Source organism: Embleya sp. NPDC005575, from assembly GCF_040605455.1.
Lineage (GTDB): Bacteria > Actinomycetota > Actinomycetes > Streptomycetales > Streptomycetaceae > Embleya.
The window spans coordinates 24,455-41,410 of the sequence record NZ_JBEXCV010000072.1 but is presented as its reverse complement, the minus strand read 5'-3'; the positions used below and the strand labels follow the sequence as shown (position 1 = coordinate 41,410).

The window sequence follows — 16,956 nt, the reverse complement described above, 5'->3', positions numbered from 1 at the left end:
ACGTCGGCCGGGACCTTGTCGCCGTTGTCCTTGATGAACTTCTCGGTGGTGTACACCAGTTGCTCGGCCTGGTTGCGGGTCTCCGCGGCCTCGCGACGCTGGTGGTCCTCCTCCGCGTGCGCCTCCGCCTCGCGCATCATCCGGTCGATGTCGTCCTTCGGCAGGCCGGAGCCGCCGGTGATGGTCATCGACTGCTCCTTGCCCGTGCCCAGGTCCTTCGCGGACACGTGCACGATGCCGTTGGCGTCGATGTCGAAGGTGACCTCGATCTGCGGCAGCCCGCGCGGGGCCGGCGGCAGGCCGGTCAGCTCGAACATGCCGAGCTTCTTGTTGTAGGCGGCGATCTCGCGCTCGCCCTGGAACACCTGGATCTGCACCGACGGCTGGTTGTCCTCGGCCGTGGTGAAGATCTCCGAACGCTTGGTCGGGATCGTGGTGTTGCGCTCGATCAGCTTGGTCATGATGCCGCCCTTGGTCTCGATACCCAGAGACAGCGGCGTCACGTCCAGCAGCAGGACGTCCTTGACCTCACCCTTGAGCACACCGGCCTGGAGCGCGGCGCCGACGGCGACGACCTCGTCCGGGTTGACGCCCTTGTTCGGCTCCTTGCCGCCGGTGAGCTCGCGGACGAGTTCGGTGACGGCCGGCATCCGGGTCGAACCGCCCACCAGCACCACCTGGTCGACGCCCGCGACCGAGACGCCGGCGTCCTCGATCGCGGCGTGGAACGGCCCGCGGCAGCGTTCGAGCAGATCGACCGTCAACTGCTGGAACTGGGCGCGGGTGAGCTTCTCGTCCAGGTGCAGCGGGCCCTCGGCGGAGGCCGTGATGTAGGGCAGGTTGATCGAGGTCTCGGTCGCGCTCGACAGCTCCACCTTGGCCTTCTCCGCCGCCTCGCGCAGGCGCTGGAGAGCCATCTTGTCCTTGGACAGGTCCACGCCGTGACCGTTCTTGAACTGCTTGACCAGGTGGTCCATCACCCGCTGATCCCAGTCGTCGCCGCCCAGATGGGTGTCGCCGTGCGTCGCCTTGACCTCCACGACGCCCTCGCCGATCTCCAACAGCGACACGTCGAACGTGCCACCGCCCAGGTCGAACACCAGGATCATCTGATCGCGCACCTTGTCCAGGCCGTACGCCAGCGCCGCCGCCGTGGGCTCGTTGACGATGCGCAGCACCTGGAGTCCGGCGATCTCGCCCGCCTCCTTGGTGGCCTGCCGCTGGGCGTCGTCGAAGTACGCCGGCACTGTGACGACCGCGTCGGTGACCTTCTCGCCCAGGTACGCCTCGGCGTCGCGCTTGAGCTTCTGTAGGACCCGGGCGGCGATCTCCTGCGCCGTGTACCGCTTGCCGTCGATGTCACCGGCGTCGGGAAAGTGCCACGAGTTGTCGCCCATGTGCCGCTTCACCGATCGTGCGGTGCGCTCGACATTGGTCACCGCCTGGCGCTTGGCCACCTCGCCGACCAGCACCTCGCCGTTCTTCGCGAACGCGACCACCGACGGGGTCGTCCGCGCCCCTTCCGCGTTCGCGATGACGGTGGGTTCACCGCCTTCCAGAATCGCGACCACCGAATTGGTCGTGCCGAGATCGATACCGACCGGACGTGCCATGACGACGCTCCTCGTCGAACGTCGAGCGCTTCGGTGGCCGATCCCGTGTCCGCGCCCCGGCACCACCGGCACCGCGGCCGCCCCCGAACCAAGGACCCGCCACCGAGGCTCTCGTACCTAGCGGCCGTGCGGGTACTACCTCCGGAATATGACCCACACACCCCCATGTCAACCGCAACCATGCCAATCACCGCTCCCGCTCCACCAACGGTGACCACACCCGCACGGCCGGTTGCCGGCGATGCCTCCCCGTCCCCGGTTCCGCCGCACCGGCACGTCCGGGGCCGTTCACCGGCCGCGAGGGAGTCATCGGGACGCGTGCGCCCATCGAGTGATCACGCCGTCACCTTTCGCATGCGTCGGCCGCATGCCCCGGGGCGGTTCCCCGCTGCGGGTCGGTGGTCCGCGCGTCGGGCGAGGGTCGTGGATCGTTCACCGGATTCGGCTTGGCAACGGGCCCTTCGAGGCGGTCTGCTGGTGGCGCTCGTGTTCGACCGGTTGTCTGTCCACGACCCGCAACTCCCGTGACCACGACGGCGGATGCCCACGTGGTCGCGCCCGAGCCGGAGGTTGATTCCTGATGCGTCGACGTTCCGCGTGCCGAGCCGCCACCGCCACGGTCAACACCGTGTGCGGCGCCGTCCTGGCCGTCGCCCTGACCACCTCGCCCGCACTTGCGGCCGGCGAGTGGAGGCAGACGTCCGGCAAGACCTTCCTGTTCCTGGACGCCCTGCAACGCTCCCAGGGCGTCGCCACCGACGGGCAGACGTGGTTCTTCTCCTGGCAGAACGGCCTCCAGCGCACCACCCTCGACGGTTCGAGGATCATCGACAAGCCGTTCGCGATCCCCAAGCGGATCGCCGACCTGGGCGGCAACCACATCGGCGACATCGACTACCACGATGGGAGGATCTACGCCCCGATCGAGGACGGCAGCGGGTATCGCCATCCGTTCATCGCACTGTTCGACGCGCAGACCCTGGAGTTCACCGGCACCGCGTACGAACTCCCGCAAAACCTGCACACCCAGGGCGTGCCGTGGGTGGCGGTCGACCCCGCACGCGGATACGTCTACACCGCCGAGTGGAGCAACACCACCGCGCTCAACGTGTTCAGCCTGGCCGATCTGTCGTTCGTCAAACAGGTGCCGCTGAGCACGACGGTGGGCCGCATCCAGGGCGCCAAGATCCACCAGGGCAAGCTCTACGCGTCCGCCGACAACGACCTGAAGTCGATCTACCGAATCGACCCGGACACCGGCGCCGTCGCCGACGTGCTCGACCGCGACCTGCCCTCCGGCACCGAGGCGGAGGGGCTGGCCTTCCTGCCCACCGCCGACGGCACGGTCATGCACACCCTGGACGTGGCGCCCTCGCGCCTGTGGGTCAACTTCCGCAACTACCAACCCACCACGACGAGCTGACCGCCGCCGACCCGGTGTTCGGGGCCCGCGGCCAACCTGCTGGTGGACGGCGGCCGGCCTCGACATAATGCAGGGGCAATCTATTGCACGACGGCGACCCGATGCCGGACGTGTCTTCGATCCCCCGCCGAGCACCCCGACGCGGGACCGAAGACACGCCCCAGGGACGGCTTTCGCGTGGGGCGAAGGCCGCGAGCCGATCGCGTGGGTCGGCCTCGGCTCCCGATCGATCGGACATCGGTCTCATCGACCGCCGTAGGCAAGGAGCGACACCGTGGTCTTTCCCCTTCCCCGTACGCTCGCGGCCCTGCGCGTCGCCCGAGAAGCCGCCCAGACCATTCGCCGCGCCGGGCGCCCCCGGCGGATCCGGCTCAAGTCCTCCACCGCGGACCTGGTCACCGCGACCGACCTGCGGGTGGAGAAACTGGTCCGGGCCTGGCTGGGCAGCCACTACCCACAGGACGCGGTGGTCGGCGAAGAGGGCGGCGGGTTGGCCGAGTTGGATCTGCGCCGGCCCACCTGGTTCGTGGATCCGCTCGACGGCACCACCAACTTCGCCCACGGGCTGCCGCACTACGCGTGCGCGATCGCGTTCTGGGACGGCGAGAAACTCGCGCTCGGCGTGGTTGCCGACGCGACCCGGCGCCGGACCTACTGGGCCGAGGCCGGCCGCGGCGCCTACGAGGGTCGCAAGCGCCTGCACGTGTCCGACACCCGCACGCTGGGTCGCAGTGTGATCGCCACCGGCTTCCCGCCGTCCCGAGCCACCGATCCGGACAACAATCTGGCCGAGTTCCTGTCCGTGGTCAACGACACCCGCGACGTGCGCCGGCTGGGCTGCGCCGGCATCGATCTGTCCTGGGTGGCGGCCGGTCGCCTGGACGCGTACTGGGAGCAGCGCTGCGGCCCGTGGGACTGGGCACCCGGCGCGATCCTGGTGCGCGAGGCCGGCGGTCGGGCCACCACGTTCGAGGGAGCGGACTGGAAGCCCGGAGACGGCGAATTGGTGGCCTCCAACGGCGCCATCCACGACCGGCTGCTGCGTTCGTTCGCCCAGGCCAGGGCCGGCGCCGGGCTGCCCTCCCGGCCGATCGCGGCCTGACCGCAGCGGGCCGCAGGCGAGGCGGCACGGGCCCGCGACCGGTCGTCGAGCACCGCTCACGGGCCCACGCCTGCCTCAGCTCCCGCGTACCCGCTCGGCCCGGGCCAGGTCCATGCGCTCGCGTGCCGCGGTCACCTCGGGCCGCGCCGACACCTCGGGCACGCCCACCTCCCACCACGCGCCGGCCTCGGTCCACCGATCGGGCCGGGTGCGCACGACCACCACGGCCGGCCGGCGGGCCGCCCGGGCCGCCGTGTACGCCTTCGCCAATTCCTCGACGGTCTTTGCGGTGAACACCTCGGCGCCCAACGCCGCGGCGTGTGCGGCGAAGTCGACCCGGTGATCCGCGGCGGCGCCGGGACCCCGACAGTCGGCGATCATGTTGTTGAACGGTGCCGCGCCCTGCCCCTCCTGGAGTCGGGCGATCACCGCGTATCCCCCGTTGTCGCAGACCACCGCGACGAACCGGTGTCCGGACAGAACCGCCGAGTACAGCTCGGAGTTGAGCATCAGATAGGAGCCGTCGCCCAGCAGGGTGGTGACCACTCCGGTCGGTCGCGCCATCGCCGCTCCCCACGCGCCCGCGATCTCGTAGCCCATACAGGAGAATCCGTACTCGACGTCCATCGTCGCCGCGCCGATCGGGCTGCGGGCCCGCCAGCCGCCGACCAGTTCGCCGGGCAGCCCGCCGGCGGCGGTGAGCACGTAGTCGTCGGGCCCGGCGACGGTGTTGACCACGCCCACGACCTGAGCGTACGTCGGCGGCGCGGCCGGCTCGCCCACCTCGCGCAGCCGATCGACCACCCCGTCCCAGGCCCGCCGTTCACCCTCGGCCCGCGTGGTCCACGCCGGGTCCGCTCGCCATTGGCCCAGCAGCGGTCCGAGTTCGCGCAGCGCCTCGCGGGCGTCCGCGGTCACCGGTGCGGCGTGCCGCTTGACCGCGTCGAACCGGGCCGTATTGATCGACACCAGGCGTGCGTCGGCGGCGAACACGCTCCACGACGCGGTGGTGAAGTCCTGTAGGCGGGTGCCGACGGCCAGGATCACATCGGCGTCGGCGGCGAGCGCGTTGGCCGAGGCGCTGCCGGTCACCCCGATCGGCCCGGCGTGCAGCGGGTGGTCGTGCGGGAGCAGGGTGCGCCCGGCGACCGTCTCGGCGAACGGGACACCGTGTGCCTGGGCCACCCGCAACACCTCCCGCGCCGCGCCGGAGTAGCGCACGCCGCCGCCCACCACCAGCAGCGGCCGCTTCGCGCCGCGCAACAGTGCCGCCGCGTCCGCGAGTTCGCTCAGGTCGGCGCGTGGGCGAAGCGGCCGGTGCAGGCGCGGCGCGAACAGGCTCACCGGGAAGTCGTACGCCTCCGCCTGGACGTCCTGCGGCAGCGCGAGCGTGACCGGCCCGCAGTCGGCCGGGTCGGTCAGCACCCGGGCCACGTGCGGGAGGGTGGCGATCAGCTGTTCCGGGCGGGTGATCCGGTCCCAGTAGCGGCTGACCGCGCGGAAGGCGTCGTTGACGCTCGTGCTCGGGTCGTGGAAGTGCTCGACCTGCTGGAGCACCGGATCCGGGGCGCGACTCGCGAAGGTGTCGCCGACCAGCAGGAGCAGCGGCAGCCGGTTGGCGTGCGCGACGCCGGCGGCGGTGACCATGTTCAGCGCGCCGGGCCCGATCGAGGAGGTGGCCGTGAGCACCTGGCGGCGCTCGGTGGCCCGGGCGTAGCCGACCGCGGCCAGTGCCATGCCCTGTTCGTTCTGGCCGCGCCAGACCGGCATCGCCTCGCCGGCCTCGTGCAACGCGTCGCCCAGGCCGAGCACGTTGCCGTGTCCGAAGATGGCGAACACGCCGGGGAACAGCCGGGCCCGGCGGCCGTCGAGGAGTTCGCTCTCCTGGGCCACCAGCCAGCGCACCAGGGCCTGGGCGGTGGTCAGCCGCACGGTCGCACCGGGCGTGGCGGGTGTCGCGGGTGTCGGCGTGCTCATCGGTTTCCTCCATCCGACGCCGGCAGCGGGGTCATCGGGCACCTGGGGTCGGGTGTCTGGTCGGCCCAGCTCTCCCGTACCCAGTGGTGGGCGGGGTCGTCACAGGCGAGCATCGCCCGCTCGTCGGCGGGGCCGGCCATTACGTTGAGGTAGTAGAGGTGGTGTCCGGGGGTGGCCACGCAGGGGCCGTGGTAGCCGCGCGGAACGAGGAAGACGTCGCCGTCGCGGACGGTCACCGTCTCGTCGATCGCGCCGTCGGTGGTGTAGGTGCGATGCAGGCCGAAGCCGGTCCGGTCGGGGGTGCGGCCGTCCCGGCCGGCCACTCGGAAGAAGTAGATCTCCTCGTTGACGCTCTCGTGGGCGCTCGCCGTGTCGTGCTTGTGCGGCGGGTGGGAGGACCAGTTGCCGTCCGGGGTGAGGATCTCGCAGACGATCAGCTTGTCCGCCTCGAAGGCGTCGGGGGTCATCAGGTTGTTCGCCTGTCGGGTCGCGCGTCCTGCGCCGCGCACCTCGACCGGCACGCCGGCCGCCGGGCCGTACGCCGGGTCCAGCCGCCGGGTCGCTCGGGCCGAAGCGAGCGCGAGTTGGCAGCCGTGCTCGCCGGACAGCCGCAGTTCGGCGTCGCGCGGCACGTACGCGAAGTCCGATACGGCGGTGAACACGCTCTCGCGGCCCGCGAGTTCGAATCGACGGCCCTCGGTCTGCACGGTCGCGGAACCGGCCAGCGGGATCACCGCGACCTCGTGGTCTCCGGTCGCCAGGTCCCGCCGGCCGCCCGGGGGCAGGTGGATCACCCGCAGGCCGCTGTAGTGCCAGCCGGCGAGTTCGGGGGTGATCAGCAGCGGGTCCTCGGCGCCGGTGGCGGTCCCCCAGGGGTGGAACAGGGTCGGGTCGTTCACGTGATCACCTCGATCGCTCGCGGGTTCGCGGCGCGCAGCACCCGCGCGGCGGCGGCTACCGCGCCGCGCACGTCGCCGTCCGCCGGATACAGCAGTGCCCGGCCCACCACCAGGCCGCGTACGGCCGGTTGGGCCAGGGCGCGCCCCCACGAGGACAGGTCGGCCTGCGGGTCGACCGAGGGCACGCCGCCCAGTACGACGGTCGGCAGAGTGGTTGCGCCGGCCACCCGGTCCGGCTCCTCGGTGGCGGGCAGCTTGAGCCACGTGTAGGCGGAGGTGCTGCCCAGTGCCGAGGCGATGGTCACCGCGCGCACGTTGGCGGCGGTGCCGCGATCGAGGACCAGCCGCCCGGAGGTGTCGCGCCGGTAGGGCAGCGGCTCGATCATCGCCCGGATCCCGTGCTCGGCCAGTTCGCTCACCGCGCGGGCGCAGCCCTGCAGAGTGGGTATCGTGCCCGCGTCCTCGTCGACGATGCGCAGCAGCATCTTGCCGCCGTCGAGCCGGTATCGGCGGATCGCGTCCGCGTCGTAGCCGGTGAAGCGGTCGTCTATCTCCCAGGACGCGCCCGCCAGGCCGCCCCGGTTCATCGAGCCGATCACCACCTTGTCCTCCAGCACGCCCAGGAGCAGCAGTTCCTCGATCACGTCGGGGGTGCCCAGGACTCCGTCCACGTCCGGGTGTTCGAGGGCGTCGACCAGTCGGCCGAGCAGGTCGCGTCGGTCGGCCATGGCGAGCGGGTCCGTGCCCACCCCGAGTGAGCCGCGCCCGGGGTGGTCGGCGGCGACCAGGAAGAGGGTGCCGTGCGCGGAGAGCAGGCGCGGCCGGCGCCGGCGCTCGGCGTACGCGGCGCGTACCGCGTGGGGCCGGTTCGCCCGGGTCGCCAGCAGGTTGGTCCAGTCGCGGTCGCTGATCACGTTCGGTTCTCCAGCATCGGGTGGTTCATCAGGTTCTCGATTTCCGCGTCGGTGGGCATCGCATCGGCGCACGCGAGTCGGGCGGCGACCAGCGCCCCGGCGGCGTTGGCGTATTCGGCGACGCGTACCGGATCCCAGCCGGCGAGCAGGCCGTGCACGAGGGCCCCGCCGAAGGCGTCGCCGGCGCCGAGCCCGCACACCGCGTCGACCCGGCGGGGGGCGACCGTGATGCTGCCTTCGGGCGTGGCCACCAGGACGCCTTCGCCGCCCTTCTTGACCAGGACCAGGCGCACGCCGCGGTCGAGCAGTCGGCGCGCTGCCTCGTCCGGATCCGCGGTGCCGACCGCGATCGCGACCTCGGCCCGGTTGCCCACCACGACGGTGGCCTCGTCGACGAGTTCGCCGATGTGTCGGGTCGCGACGGCCGGATCGGGCCAGAACATCGGGCGGTAGTCGAGGTCGAGCACGGTGTGCGCACGTCGGCCCCGCACGGCGAGCATCCGCCGATGGGTGCCGCGTGAGGGCTCGGTGCTCACCCCGGTGCCGGTCACCCACAACACCGGTACCTCGCGGACCAGTTCCCACGGCACGTCCTCGTCGGTGAGCGTGAGGTCGGGGGCCACCGGGAGCCGGTAGAACAGCAGCGGCGGGTCCTCGGGCGGATCGAGCGCGCAGAAGACCACGGGGGTGAGCAGTCGTTGGTGTGTGGCCACCCACGTCGGGTCCACGCCGAAGTCGGCCAGCGCGGTGCGGACGTAGGTGCCGAACGGGTCGGCGCCGACCTTGGTCAGCACCGCGGAGCGTCGGCCCAGCCGGGCGGCGGCCACCGCCACGTTGGTGGCGGTGCCGCCCAGCGACCTGGCGAAGGTCTCGACCCGATCGAGCGGCACGCCGCTCTGTTGCGGATAGAGGTCCACGCCGACGCGCCCGACGGTCAGCACGTCGAGGGCCGGGCCGCGGGTGGGCCGAGCACCGTCGGCCCGCTCCGACACGGGCGCCGTCATGTTTTGGCCTCCGCGTCCAACTCGTGGGCGAGTGCCTCAAGTTCGGCGCCGCCGGCCATCTGCCGGGTGAGTTCGGCCAGGGTGATCTCGGATTTGCCGAAGCAACCCTGGCTGCGGCCCCGGTTGAGCAGCAGGAAGCGGTCTCCCACCGGGTAGGCGTGGTGCGGGTTGTGGGTGATGAACACGACGCCCAGGCCCCGGTCGCGGGCCCGCGCGATGTAGCGGAGTACGACGCCGGCCTGCTTGACGCCGAGCGCGGCGGTCGGCTCGTCCAGGATCAGTACCTTGGCGCCGAAGTGCACGGCCCGGGCGATCGCCACGCACTGACGCTCGCCGCCGGAGAGCGTGCCCACCGGCTGTTCGACGTCGCGCAGGTCGATGCCCATGTCCGACAGGGCCCGCCGCGCGGTGCCGCGCGCCTTCGCGATGTCCAGTCGGGAGAACGGGCCGCGACCCTTGCGCGGTTCGGAGCCGAGGAAGAAGTTGCGCCACACGCTCATCAGCGGCACCACGGCCAGGTCCTGGTAGACCGTGGCGATGCCCCGGTCCAGGGCCTGTCGGGGCGAGGAGAAGCGCACCGGCGTGCCCTCGACCAGGTAGGCGCCGCTGTCGTTGGTGTGCACGCCCGCCAGGATCTTGATGAAGGTCGACTTGCCCGCGCCGTTGTCGCCCAGAACGCACGTCACCTCGCCGGCGTCGACCGACGTGGAGACGTCGTCCAGGGCGATCACGCTGCCGAACCGCTTGCCGACGCCGCGCAGTTCGAGCAGGTGTGCGCCGGTGCCGGAACCGCTCGCACCGGCCGTCGTGGCGCCCGCCTCCGCGCCGGCGGCGCTCTCGACGGTGGTCGGTTCACCGGCCGGCGGCCGAGTTGCTGGATTCGTCATCGACGGGACCTCTCCGCGCGGCGCCGGAAGGAGTTGTTGACCAGGACGGCCGCCAGCAGCATCACGCCGAGGAAGAGCTGGAACCAGTCGCTGTTCCACTTCGCGTAGACGATGCCCTGGCGGGCCATGCCGAAGATCAGCGCGCCCACCGCGGCGCCGATCGCCGAGCCGTAGCCGCCGGTGAGCAGGCAACCGCCGATCACCGCGGCGATGATGTACTGGAATTCCAGGCCGATGCCCTGATTGGCCTGGACCGAGGTGTAGCGCAGGATGTTGATCGAGCCGACCAGCCAGCCGGCGCCGGCGGTGGTCATGAACAACACGATCTTGGTGCGGTCCACCGGGACGCCGACGTTGCGCGCGCTGACCGGCGCGCCGCCGACGGCGTAGATCCAGTTGCCGAAACGGGTCCGCGCGAGCAGCCAGGTCGCCAGCGCGGCCAGCACCAGCCACCACAGCACCGAGACCTGGATCTCGGTGCCGGCGATCGCCATGGTCGAGGCGAAGAACCGGCCGGCGGACTCGTAGCCGTCGGTCGAGCGCATCCCGCTGACCTGCACGCTGTTCGTCACATGCCGGGTGACCCCGAGGTTGAGGCCTTGGAGCGCCAGGAACGTGCCCAGCGTGATGATGAAGCTGGGCAGTCCGGTACGCACCACGAGCCAGCCGTTGAGCGCGCCGACCGCGAGTGCGAACACCAGCGACACCGCGAGTGCGGGCCATACCGACCAACCGGCCCTGGTCGCCAGCATCGCCGTGATCAGCGCGGTCGAGGCGGTCATCACACCGGCGGACAGGTCGAACTCCCCGCCGATCATCAGCAGTGCCACGGCCACTGCCATGATGCCCAGGGTGGCCGAGTCGTCCAGCCAGGTCGCCGCTCCGGACGCGGTGAGGAAGCCGTCCGCGACGATCGCGAAGAAGCACATGACCAGCACGGCGCCGATCAGCGAGCCCAGTTCCGGGCGGATCAGCAGCCGGTGCACGAGCCGGGCGGGCGCGACCCGTTCGTCCGGCCCGGGCTCGACGGCACCGATGCCGGCCGGGGCCGCGGCACGATCCGCGCCGCCGGCCACCTCGGTGGGCACCGAGGGCGTCGAGGGACTCGTGCTCATCTGGTGCCCCGCTGCGCGTACTCGGCCACCGCGCCGACGTTGCTCTTGTCGACGAAGCCGGGCCCGGTCAGTACGGGCTTGCCGCCGCCGACCGTGTTGGCGTTGTCCCGGTAGAGCTTGATCATCATCACCGGCAGGTAGCCCTGGAGGTACTGCTGCTGGTCGACAGCGAAGACGATCTTGCCGTCCTTGATCCCGGTGACCACGTCCGGGTTCAGGTCGAAGGTGGCGATCTGCGCCTTGGAGTTGGCATCGCCCACGGCGCCCACCGCGACCGCGGCCACCTGCGGGTTGAGCGCGAGCACGGCGTCGATCGAGGAGTCCGACTGGAGCGCCCCGCGAATGCGGGCCTGGATGTCGGTGGGGTTGCCGATGTCCACCTGGAGCGTCTGGGTCTGGCCGCCGAAACCGGCCTTGGCGCCGTCGCATCGCTGGTTCAGGCCGATGTTGCCCGCCTCGTGGATGACGCACAACATCTTGGTACGGCCGGCCTGCTTGAGCTTGGCGCCGGCCGCCTCGCCGGCGATCGACTCGTCCTGGCCGACGTGCGCGATCGCGCCGAACTCGGTGGATTTGCTCTGCCCCGAGTTGATGGTGATCACCGGAATGCCCTTGGCGGTGGCCGCCTTGATCGAATTCGCCAGCGCGTCCGGGTTGGCCATCGAGACCACGATGCCGCCCACACCCTGGGTGACCGCGTTGTCGATCAACCGGGCCTGCCCGGCCGGGTCGCCGTTGCCCTGGTACTGGACGTCCACGCCCAGCTTCTTGCCCGCGTCCTGCGCGCCGTTCTGCACGACGCTCCAGAACGCGTCCCCGGCCGAGCCGTGCGTGATCACGGCCACGGTGTTGTTGCCCTTGGCCGCGGCGGTCGGAGCGCCCTTGGGGGTGTTCTTGGCATCCGGTCCGGAACCCGATGGGCTGCTGCATGCGGCGAGGACGAGCGCGGATACACCTAGGGCGGCGGCGAGTCCGAGGGAACGTCGGGGCATCGAATACTCCTCGTCAGGACGGTCGGGACGAACGGGTCGGGTCGGGAATGGATCCGCAACGGTGCGGATCCTCGTCGATGGGTGGGCGAGGGGCGGCGGTACGGGCGAGCGGCGGTCGGCGGTACGGGCGCGCGGCCCGATATCGATGTCGTACCCGGCCGGGCGGCCGGCAAGGGCGCACCGACTCGTCGAGCGCGCACGGGCGTCGGCTTCAGTTGCCGCGCAGGTGCGCCAGACTGCGCGCGGTGTTGTGGCGGGGCAGGTCCGCGTCGACCGGGTCGTCGGTCAGCCGGGTGTCCTGTTCCAGCACGTACCAGTCGCGGTAGCCGGCCGCCCGCAGGGTGGCCACTATCTCGGCGACCGGGACGTCGCCGTCGCCGAGCGGGCGGTAGATGCCCTGCCCGACGGCGTCGGCGTAGGTCAGCAGACCGGACCGCACCAGTGCGGCGAGCCGGGCGTGCACGTCCTTGAGGTGCACGTGCCCGATCCGGTCGGGGTGCCTGCGGACCAGGTCCAGCGGGTCGGTCCCGCCGATCAGCAGGTGGCCGGTGTCCAGGCACAGCGGCAGGGTGCTGTCACCGAGAAAGCGCTCGACCTCCGCCGAGGTCTCCACGTGCGTGCCCACGTGCGGGTGCAGGGTGGTTCGCAGGCCGTATCCCCGGGCGATCCGCGCGATATCGTCGGCCGCTTCGATCAGGCATCGCCATTGCGCGTCGCAGAGTTCGGGTCGAGTGTCGTAGCCGTCCAGGCCGGTGGCGGCGGCCAGCACGAGCACCTCGCCACCGGCGGCGGCGATCAACGCGGCGGTGCGTTCCGCCGCCGCGGCCGACTGCGCGACCCGGTCCCGCTCGTGCAGCACGAGTGCGGCGAACGAGCCGACCAGAGTCAGGCCGTGCCCCGCCAACACACCCTTGAGCACGGCGGGATCGTCCGGAAGGTAGCCGGGCGGCCCCAACTCGGTGGCGGTCAGCCCGAGATCGGCCATCTCGCCGAGCACCGTGTCCACCGGCAGCATCGGGCCCCAACCGGGTACCTCGCACACCCCCCAGGAGATCGGCGCACCGGCAAGCCGCAGGTCCGACGAGCGCGAAACGGCCGACGTGGCGAAGGCGGCTGCGGGCGTCGGGGTGACCGGCGGGTGAGCGGCAGTCGGCGTGGTCGCGGTGGCGGGCGTGGTCGGGGTGCCGGACGTCGCCGAGGAGACCGGCCTGCTCATCAGGCCACCTCCGTGGCCGGCGCCGCGCTCGCCGCGCCGAGTACGTCCGCCGGCTCGATCGGCCGGCCCTCGCGGCGCGACCGCTCGCAGGCGTCCGCCAGCACCAGACTGGCCAGCGAGTCGCGGACCGGGGACGGATTGGCCACCCGCCCGGCGACCACCTCGACGAACACCCGCATCTCGTTGCCGTAGGCGCGGGCGAATCGTTCCGGGAAACCGGGATAGGCATCGGGGCCGGCCTGCGGGCCGTCCTCCTCCAGCGAGGTCAACGGCGTCCGGGGGTCCAGGCCCACCGTGAGCGACTGGGCCGAGCCGAGCACCTCGATCCGGTGGTCGTACCCCGCCGGGTCGTGCCGCCCACCGGTGAGCACCGCGTGTGCCCCGCTCGCGAAGCGCAGCAGCACGACCGCGTTGTCCACGTCGTCCGCCTTCGCGAACGCCTCGTCCACCAGCACCGATCCGCTCGCGAACACCTCGACGACCGGTTCGCCGAGCAGCCACGGCACCGCGTCCAGGTCGTGGATGAGCAGGTCGCGGAAGATCCCGCCGGACGCGGGCAGGTAGCCGAAGTCCGGCGGTGCGGCGTCCTGGCCGACCGCACGGACCAGATAGGGCCTACCCATCTCGCCGGCGTCGAGACGGCGCTTCAACTCGACCACGGCCGGGTCGAATCGGCGCTGGAAGCCGACCAGGACCGGGACGCCGCTCGCCTCCACCTCCGCGATCAGGGCGATCATCGCGGCGATGTCCGAGGCGATCGGCTTCTCGCACAGCGTCGGTACGCCGGCGGCCACGGTCCGCCGCACCATCTGCGGGTGGGTGTCGGTGGGGGTCGCCACCACGACGCCGTCGACCGTGCCGAGCAGGGTCTCCGGGTCGTCGACCGCCTCGGCGCCGAGTTCTTTCGCGAGGGCGTCCGCCCGGCCGGGTTGCGGGTCGAACAGGACCAGTTCGTCGACCGTCTCCAGGCTCGTGAGGTTCCGCGCGTGCATCGCGCCGATCCGCCCCACGCCTGCGACTCCGATACGCATCAGGTTCATTTCTCCAGTGGACAGGTGGGCAACTGGGCATGTGGGTAAGTGGGCAAGTGGGCAACTGAGTGACCGGGCAGGTGGGCAACGGGGCTTCGACGGCTTCCCGTTCGACTGCCGTGGTCGAAGCACCTCCGGATTGGAGCGCTCCATCATTTGGAGCGCTCCAATCCGGGAACGCCCCAAGCCTGATGCTCGCCGTCCGAGCGTGTCAAGGGTCACTCGTAACCTTCGCTCAGCGTCGGCGACACACCCGAGCCGATGGGCAATACAGCCATTCGTCGGACCGTTCGGTGCTCCGAGCCACTGTCGGTTGGAGCGCTCCATTCAATGGAGCGCTCCAAGCGTGTAATCTTCGTTGCGCGGCCGTCGGCCGTCGGATCGCCGGGATCTCCGGCGTCGCCGGAGGGCCGATCGTGCGGGGCGGCGCTGCGGCATCGGGTGGGGCGGGGTCGCGGTTGTGCGGGTCGCGGGCTCGCCGGATGGTCGAAGGCGTCGAATCGGTGGACGTCGAACCTCGGGGTCGGCAGGTTGCCGGTCGTCGGGACACCGCGATACCCCGACAACCCGTCCGCCGGCTCCACATCGGGAGAAAGGTGAGCATCAGTGTCCGGTCCCACCCTCGAAGACGTCGCCGCCCGCGCCGGGGTTTCCCGCTCGCTCGTGTCGCTGGTGATGCGTGACTCGCCCAAGGTCAGCGAGGTCCGCCGACAGGCCGTCCTGGCCGCCGCCCGAGAGTTGGGCTACCGCCCCAACCTCAACGCCCGTACCCTGGCCACCGGCAGCAGCAGCACGCTGGGTGTGATGATTTCCGATCTGCACAACCCGTACTTCGCCGAGGTGGTCGACGGCGTCGAGGCCGCCGCGCACGCTTGCGGCATGGACATCATCCTGGGCACCGGCGGCCGCCGGCCGGCGCACGAACGCCGCAGCCTGGAACGCCTGCTCCAGTTCCACCCCGCAGGCCTGATCCTGCTCGGCCCGGTGGTGGAGACCTCCGCGATCGAGGATGCCGCCGCCCAGGTGCCCACCGTGTTGGTGGCGCGCAGCGTACGTGCCGCCCGCGTGGACACCGTCAACGACGACGGCGCCACCGGATCGGCGCTGGCCGTCGAGCACCTGGCCGCGCTCGGCCACCGCGACATCGTGCACGTGGACGGTGGCGCGGGCTCGCAGGCCGCGGTTCGCCGCCGCGGCTACGAACAGGCCATGATCCGCCTGGCGTTGAGCCGCCACCTGTCCGTCGTGCCGAGCGAGTACACCGACACGGGCGGCGCCCGGGCCGCGCGGGCGCTGCTGGACCGCGGCACCCTCCCGACGGGCATCGTCGCGGCCAACGACTTCAACGCGGTCGGCATCATCGGCGAACTGTCCGCATCCGGCGTGCGGGTGCCCGGGGACGTCTCCGTGGTCGGCTATGACAACACCCACCTGGCCGGACTGCGGCACATCGGCCTGACCACGATCAATCAGCCGCGGGAGCAGATGGGCCGGCTGGCCACCGAAACCCTCCTCCAACAGCTGCGCGGCGAACGCACCAGGGCCGCCCGCCACCTGCTGCACCCGGAACTGGTGATCCGCACCAGCACCGCGCCCCCGAGGAAGTAGCACTCCGCGGCCGGCCGGTGCGAGCCGGTCTCCCCCGGACGACGCCGAACCTCCCTGACGCCGGGGCCGGTTGCCACGCCTGGACCCGGGATTCGGGCGGGCGATGCCGAGCCGGGGCGACGACGGCGGCGGCGGCCCGGTCTCGACCGCCGCCTCCGGGGCGACCCGACTACGGCTTGCGGGCGATGCCGCCCAGCAGCAGCGTGCCGGACACCGGCAGCGGGTCCGGCACCCTCTCCTCCGGGCGCCACAACGGCAGGTTCACCAGGCCCGGTTCGACCGGATCAAGGCCGTCGAAGAAGCCCGCGATCTCCTCCCGTGAACGGAAGCGTCCGGTGTTGTGCGCGCCGTGCAGCACCTTCTCGATCACCGCGGCCTCCGGGGTGCCGTTGGCCCAGAAGTGGGTCAGGAACAGGTAGCTTCCGGACGGAAGCGCGTCCAGATAGGTCCGGACGATGCCGGCCGGGTCCTCGTCGTCCTCCAGGTGATGCACTATCGCGACCATCAACAGGCCCACCGGTCGGTCGAAGTCGATGAGTTCGCGCACGGCCGGGAGCGCGAGCACCGCCTTCGGGTCACGCGCGTCGGCGGTGACCACGCGGGTCCGGGAGTTCTCCGCCAACAGCGCCCGTCCGTGGGCGAGCACGATCGGGTCGATGTCGACGTAGACCACCGACGCCCCCGGGTTGTGCCGCTGGGCGACCTGATGCGTGTTCTCCGCCGACGGTAACCCCGAACCCAGGTCGATGAACTGGTCGATCCCCTGCTCGACCAGGAAGCGAACCCCCCGCGAGAGAATCGCCCGATTCGCCAACGCGCCCTCTCGGGCCCCGGGCACGGCTCTGATCAACTCGTCGGCCACGGCCCGGTCGACGGCGAAGTTGTCCTTGCCGCCGAGTGCCGCGTCGTAGACGCGCGCGATGCTCGGCACACTCACGTCCACCCCGCGCTCGACCCACTCCCGCCCGTTCTCGTCCCGTTCACTCACAGATCCCCCTCGGTCACCAAGCGGCGTCCCCACTGCCGCGCCGATCCTATCGACGGCGACTCACATCCATGCGGAACTCCTGTGTATGGAAGGGAAATCGGTAAACGAAGCATCCGCTTCGACAGCGCCGGCCGACAACCGATGACGTTGATGAGAAGCATCCGCAACCTGAGGGGTCGGCCAATCA

At 71.4% G+C, this 16,956-nt stretch carries 14 protein-coding genes; 3 read left to right on the top strand and 11 right to left on the bottom strand.

Going from position 1 to position 16,956, the window contains the following annotated elements; all coding sequences use genetic code 11:
• Positions 1-1,613, bottom strand: a 1,613-nt coding sequence (gene dnaK / locus ABZS54_RS23640; protein ID WP_355539426.1) for a molecular chaperone DnaK, incomplete at its 3' end; no start/stop codon positions are given.
• Between the two features lie 580 nt (positions 1,614-2,193).
• Here dnaK and ABZS54_RS23635 point away from each other — a divergent pair.
• Positions 2,194-3,036 (top strand): hypothetical protein, encoded by an 843-nt coding sequence (locus tag ABZS54_RS23635; protein ID WP_355539423.1) that lies wholly within the window; start codon positions 2,194-2,196, stop codon positions 3,034-3,036.
• 274 nt (positions 3,037-3,310) lie between these two features.
• On the top strand, positions 3,311-4,138 hold the full coding sequence (locus tag ABZS54_RS23630) for an inositol monophosphatase family protein (RefSeq protein WP_355539420.1): 828 nt from the start codon (positions 3,311-3,313) through the stop codon (positions 4,136-4,138).
• Positions 4,139-4,213: 75 nt separating this feature from the next.
• On the opposite strand, the gene iolD is transcribed toward ABZS54_RS23630, so the two are convergent.
• The 9 genes from iolD to ABZS54_RS23585 all read right to left on the bottom strand — a co-directional run bounded on the left by iolD (position 4,214) and on the right by ABZS54_RS23585 (position 14,182).
• Positions 4,214-6,115: a 3D-(3,5/4)-trihydroxycyclohexane-1,2-dione acylhydrolase (decyclizing) gene (gene iolD, locus ABZS54_RS23625; protein ID WP_355539417.1), complete on the bottom strand. Its 1,902-nt coding sequence runs from the start codon at positions 6,113-6,115 to the stop codon at positions 4,214-4,216.
• Positions 6,112-7,014 carry a 5-deoxy-glucuronate isomerase gene (iolB, locus tag ABZS54_RS23620; protein ID WP_355539414.1) on the bottom strand — a complete coding sequence of 301 codons (903 nt, stop codon included), beginning with the start codon at positions 7,012-7,014 and terminating at the stop codon, positions 6,112-6,114. Before iolB ends, iolD begins: the two co-directional genes overlap by 4 nt.
• On the bottom strand, positions 7,011-7,928 hold the full coding sequence (locus tag ABZS54_RS23615; RefSeq protein WP_355539411.1) for an aldolase: 918 nt from the start codon (positions 7,926-7,928) through the stop codon (positions 7,011-7,013). Before ABZS54_RS23615 ends, iolB begins: the two co-directional genes overlap by 4 nt.
• Entirely contained in the window at positions 7,925-8,932 is a 1,008-nt protein-coding gene (gene iolC / locus ABZS54_RS23610; protein ID WP_355539408.1) for a 5-dehydro-2-deoxygluconokinase, read from the bottom strand. Before iolC ends, ABZS54_RS23615 begins: the two co-directional genes overlap by 4 nt.
• On the bottom strand, positions 8,929-9,819 hold the full coding sequence (locus ABZS54_RS23605; RefSeq protein ID WP_355539405.1) for an ATP-binding cassette domain-containing protein: 891 nt from the start codon (positions 9,817-9,819) through the stop codon (positions 8,929-8,931). The genes iolC and ABZS54_RS23605 overlap by 4 nt, the downstream gene beginning before the upstream one ends.
• Positions 9,816-10,934 carry an ABC transporter permease gene (locus tag ABZS54_RS23600; protein ID WP_355539402.1) on the bottom strand — a complete coding sequence of 373 codons (1,119 nt, stop codon included), beginning with the start codon at positions 10,932-10,934 and terminating at the stop codon, positions 9,816-9,818. Before ABZS54_RS23600 ends, ABZS54_RS23605 begins: the two co-directional genes overlap by 4 nt.
• Positions 10,931-11,926, bottom strand: a complete 996-nt coding sequence (locus ABZS54_RS23595; protein WP_355539399.1) for a sugar ABC transporter substrate-binding protein — start codon at positions 11,924-11,926, stop codon at positions 10,931-10,933. The genes ABZS54_RS23600 and ABZS54_RS23595 overlap by 4 nt, the downstream gene beginning before the upstream one ends.
• Positions 11,927-12,137: 211 nt before the next feature.
• On the bottom strand, positions 12,138-13,142 hold the full coding sequence (locus ABZS54_RS23590) for a TIM barrel protein (RefSeq protein ID WP_355539396.1): 1,005 nt from the start codon (positions 13,140-13,142) through the stop codon (positions 12,138-12,140).
• Complete coding sequence (locus ABZS54_RS23585) at positions 13,142-14,182, bottom strand: Gfo/Idh/MocA family oxidoreductase (protein ID WP_355539393.1); 1,041 nt, start codon at positions 14,180-14,182, stop codon at positions 13,142-13,144. The genes ABZS54_RS23590 and ABZS54_RS23585 overlap by 1 nt, the downstream gene beginning before the upstream one ends.
• A gap of 597 nt (positions 14,183-14,779) precedes the next feature.
• Here ABZS54_RS23585 and ABZS54_RS23580 point away from each other — a divergent pair.
• Complete coding sequence (locus ABZS54_RS23580) at positions 14,780-15,781, top strand: LacI family DNA-binding transcriptional regulator (RefSeq protein WP_355539390.1); 1,002 nt, start codon at positions 14,780-14,782, stop codon at positions 15,779-15,781.
• A 169-nt stretch (positions 15,782-15,950) separates the two neighbouring features.
• On the opposite strand, the gene ABZS54_RS23575 is transcribed toward ABZS54_RS23580, so the two are convergent.
• A complete protein-coding gene (locus ABZS54_RS23575; protein WP_355539387.1) occupies positions 15,951-16,769 on the bottom strand; it encodes an SAM-dependent methyltransferase in 819 nt (272 codons plus the stop codon).
• Positions 16,770-16,956: the final 187 nt, after the last annotated feature.

Coding starts and splice junctions, on each gene's coding strand:
- ABZS54_RS23635 (WP_355539423.1), top strand. CDS start 2,194: ATGCGTCGACGTTCCGCGTGCCGAGCCGCCACCGCCACGGTCAACACC.
- iolD (WP_355539417.1), bottom strand. CDS start 6,115: ATGAGCACGCCGACACCCGCGACACCCGCCACGCCCGGTGCGACCGTG.
- iolC (WP_355539408.1), bottom strand. CDS start 8,932: ATGACGGCGCCCGTGTCGGAGCGGGCCGACGGTGCTCGGCCCACCCGC.
- ABZS54_RS23605 (WP_355539405.1), bottom strand. CDS start 9,819: ATGACGAATCCAGCAACTCGGCCGCCGGCCGGTGAACCGACCACCGTC.
- ABZS54_RS23600 (WP_355539402.1), bottom strand. CDS start 10,934: ATGAGCACGAGTCCCTCGACGCCCTCGGTGCCCACCGAGGTGGCCGGC.
- ABZS54_RS23595 (WP_355539399.1), bottom strand. CDS start 11,926: ATGCCCCGACGTTCCCTCGGACTCGCCGCCGCCCTAGGTGTATCCGCG.
- ABZS54_RS23590 (WP_355539396.1), bottom strand. CDS start 13,142: ATGAGCAGGCCGGTCTCCTCGGCGACGTCCGGCACCCCGACCACGCCC.
- ABZS54_RS23585 (WP_355539393.1), bottom strand. CDS start 14,182: ATGAACCTGATGCGTATCGGAGTCGCAGGCGTGGGGCGGATCGGCGCG.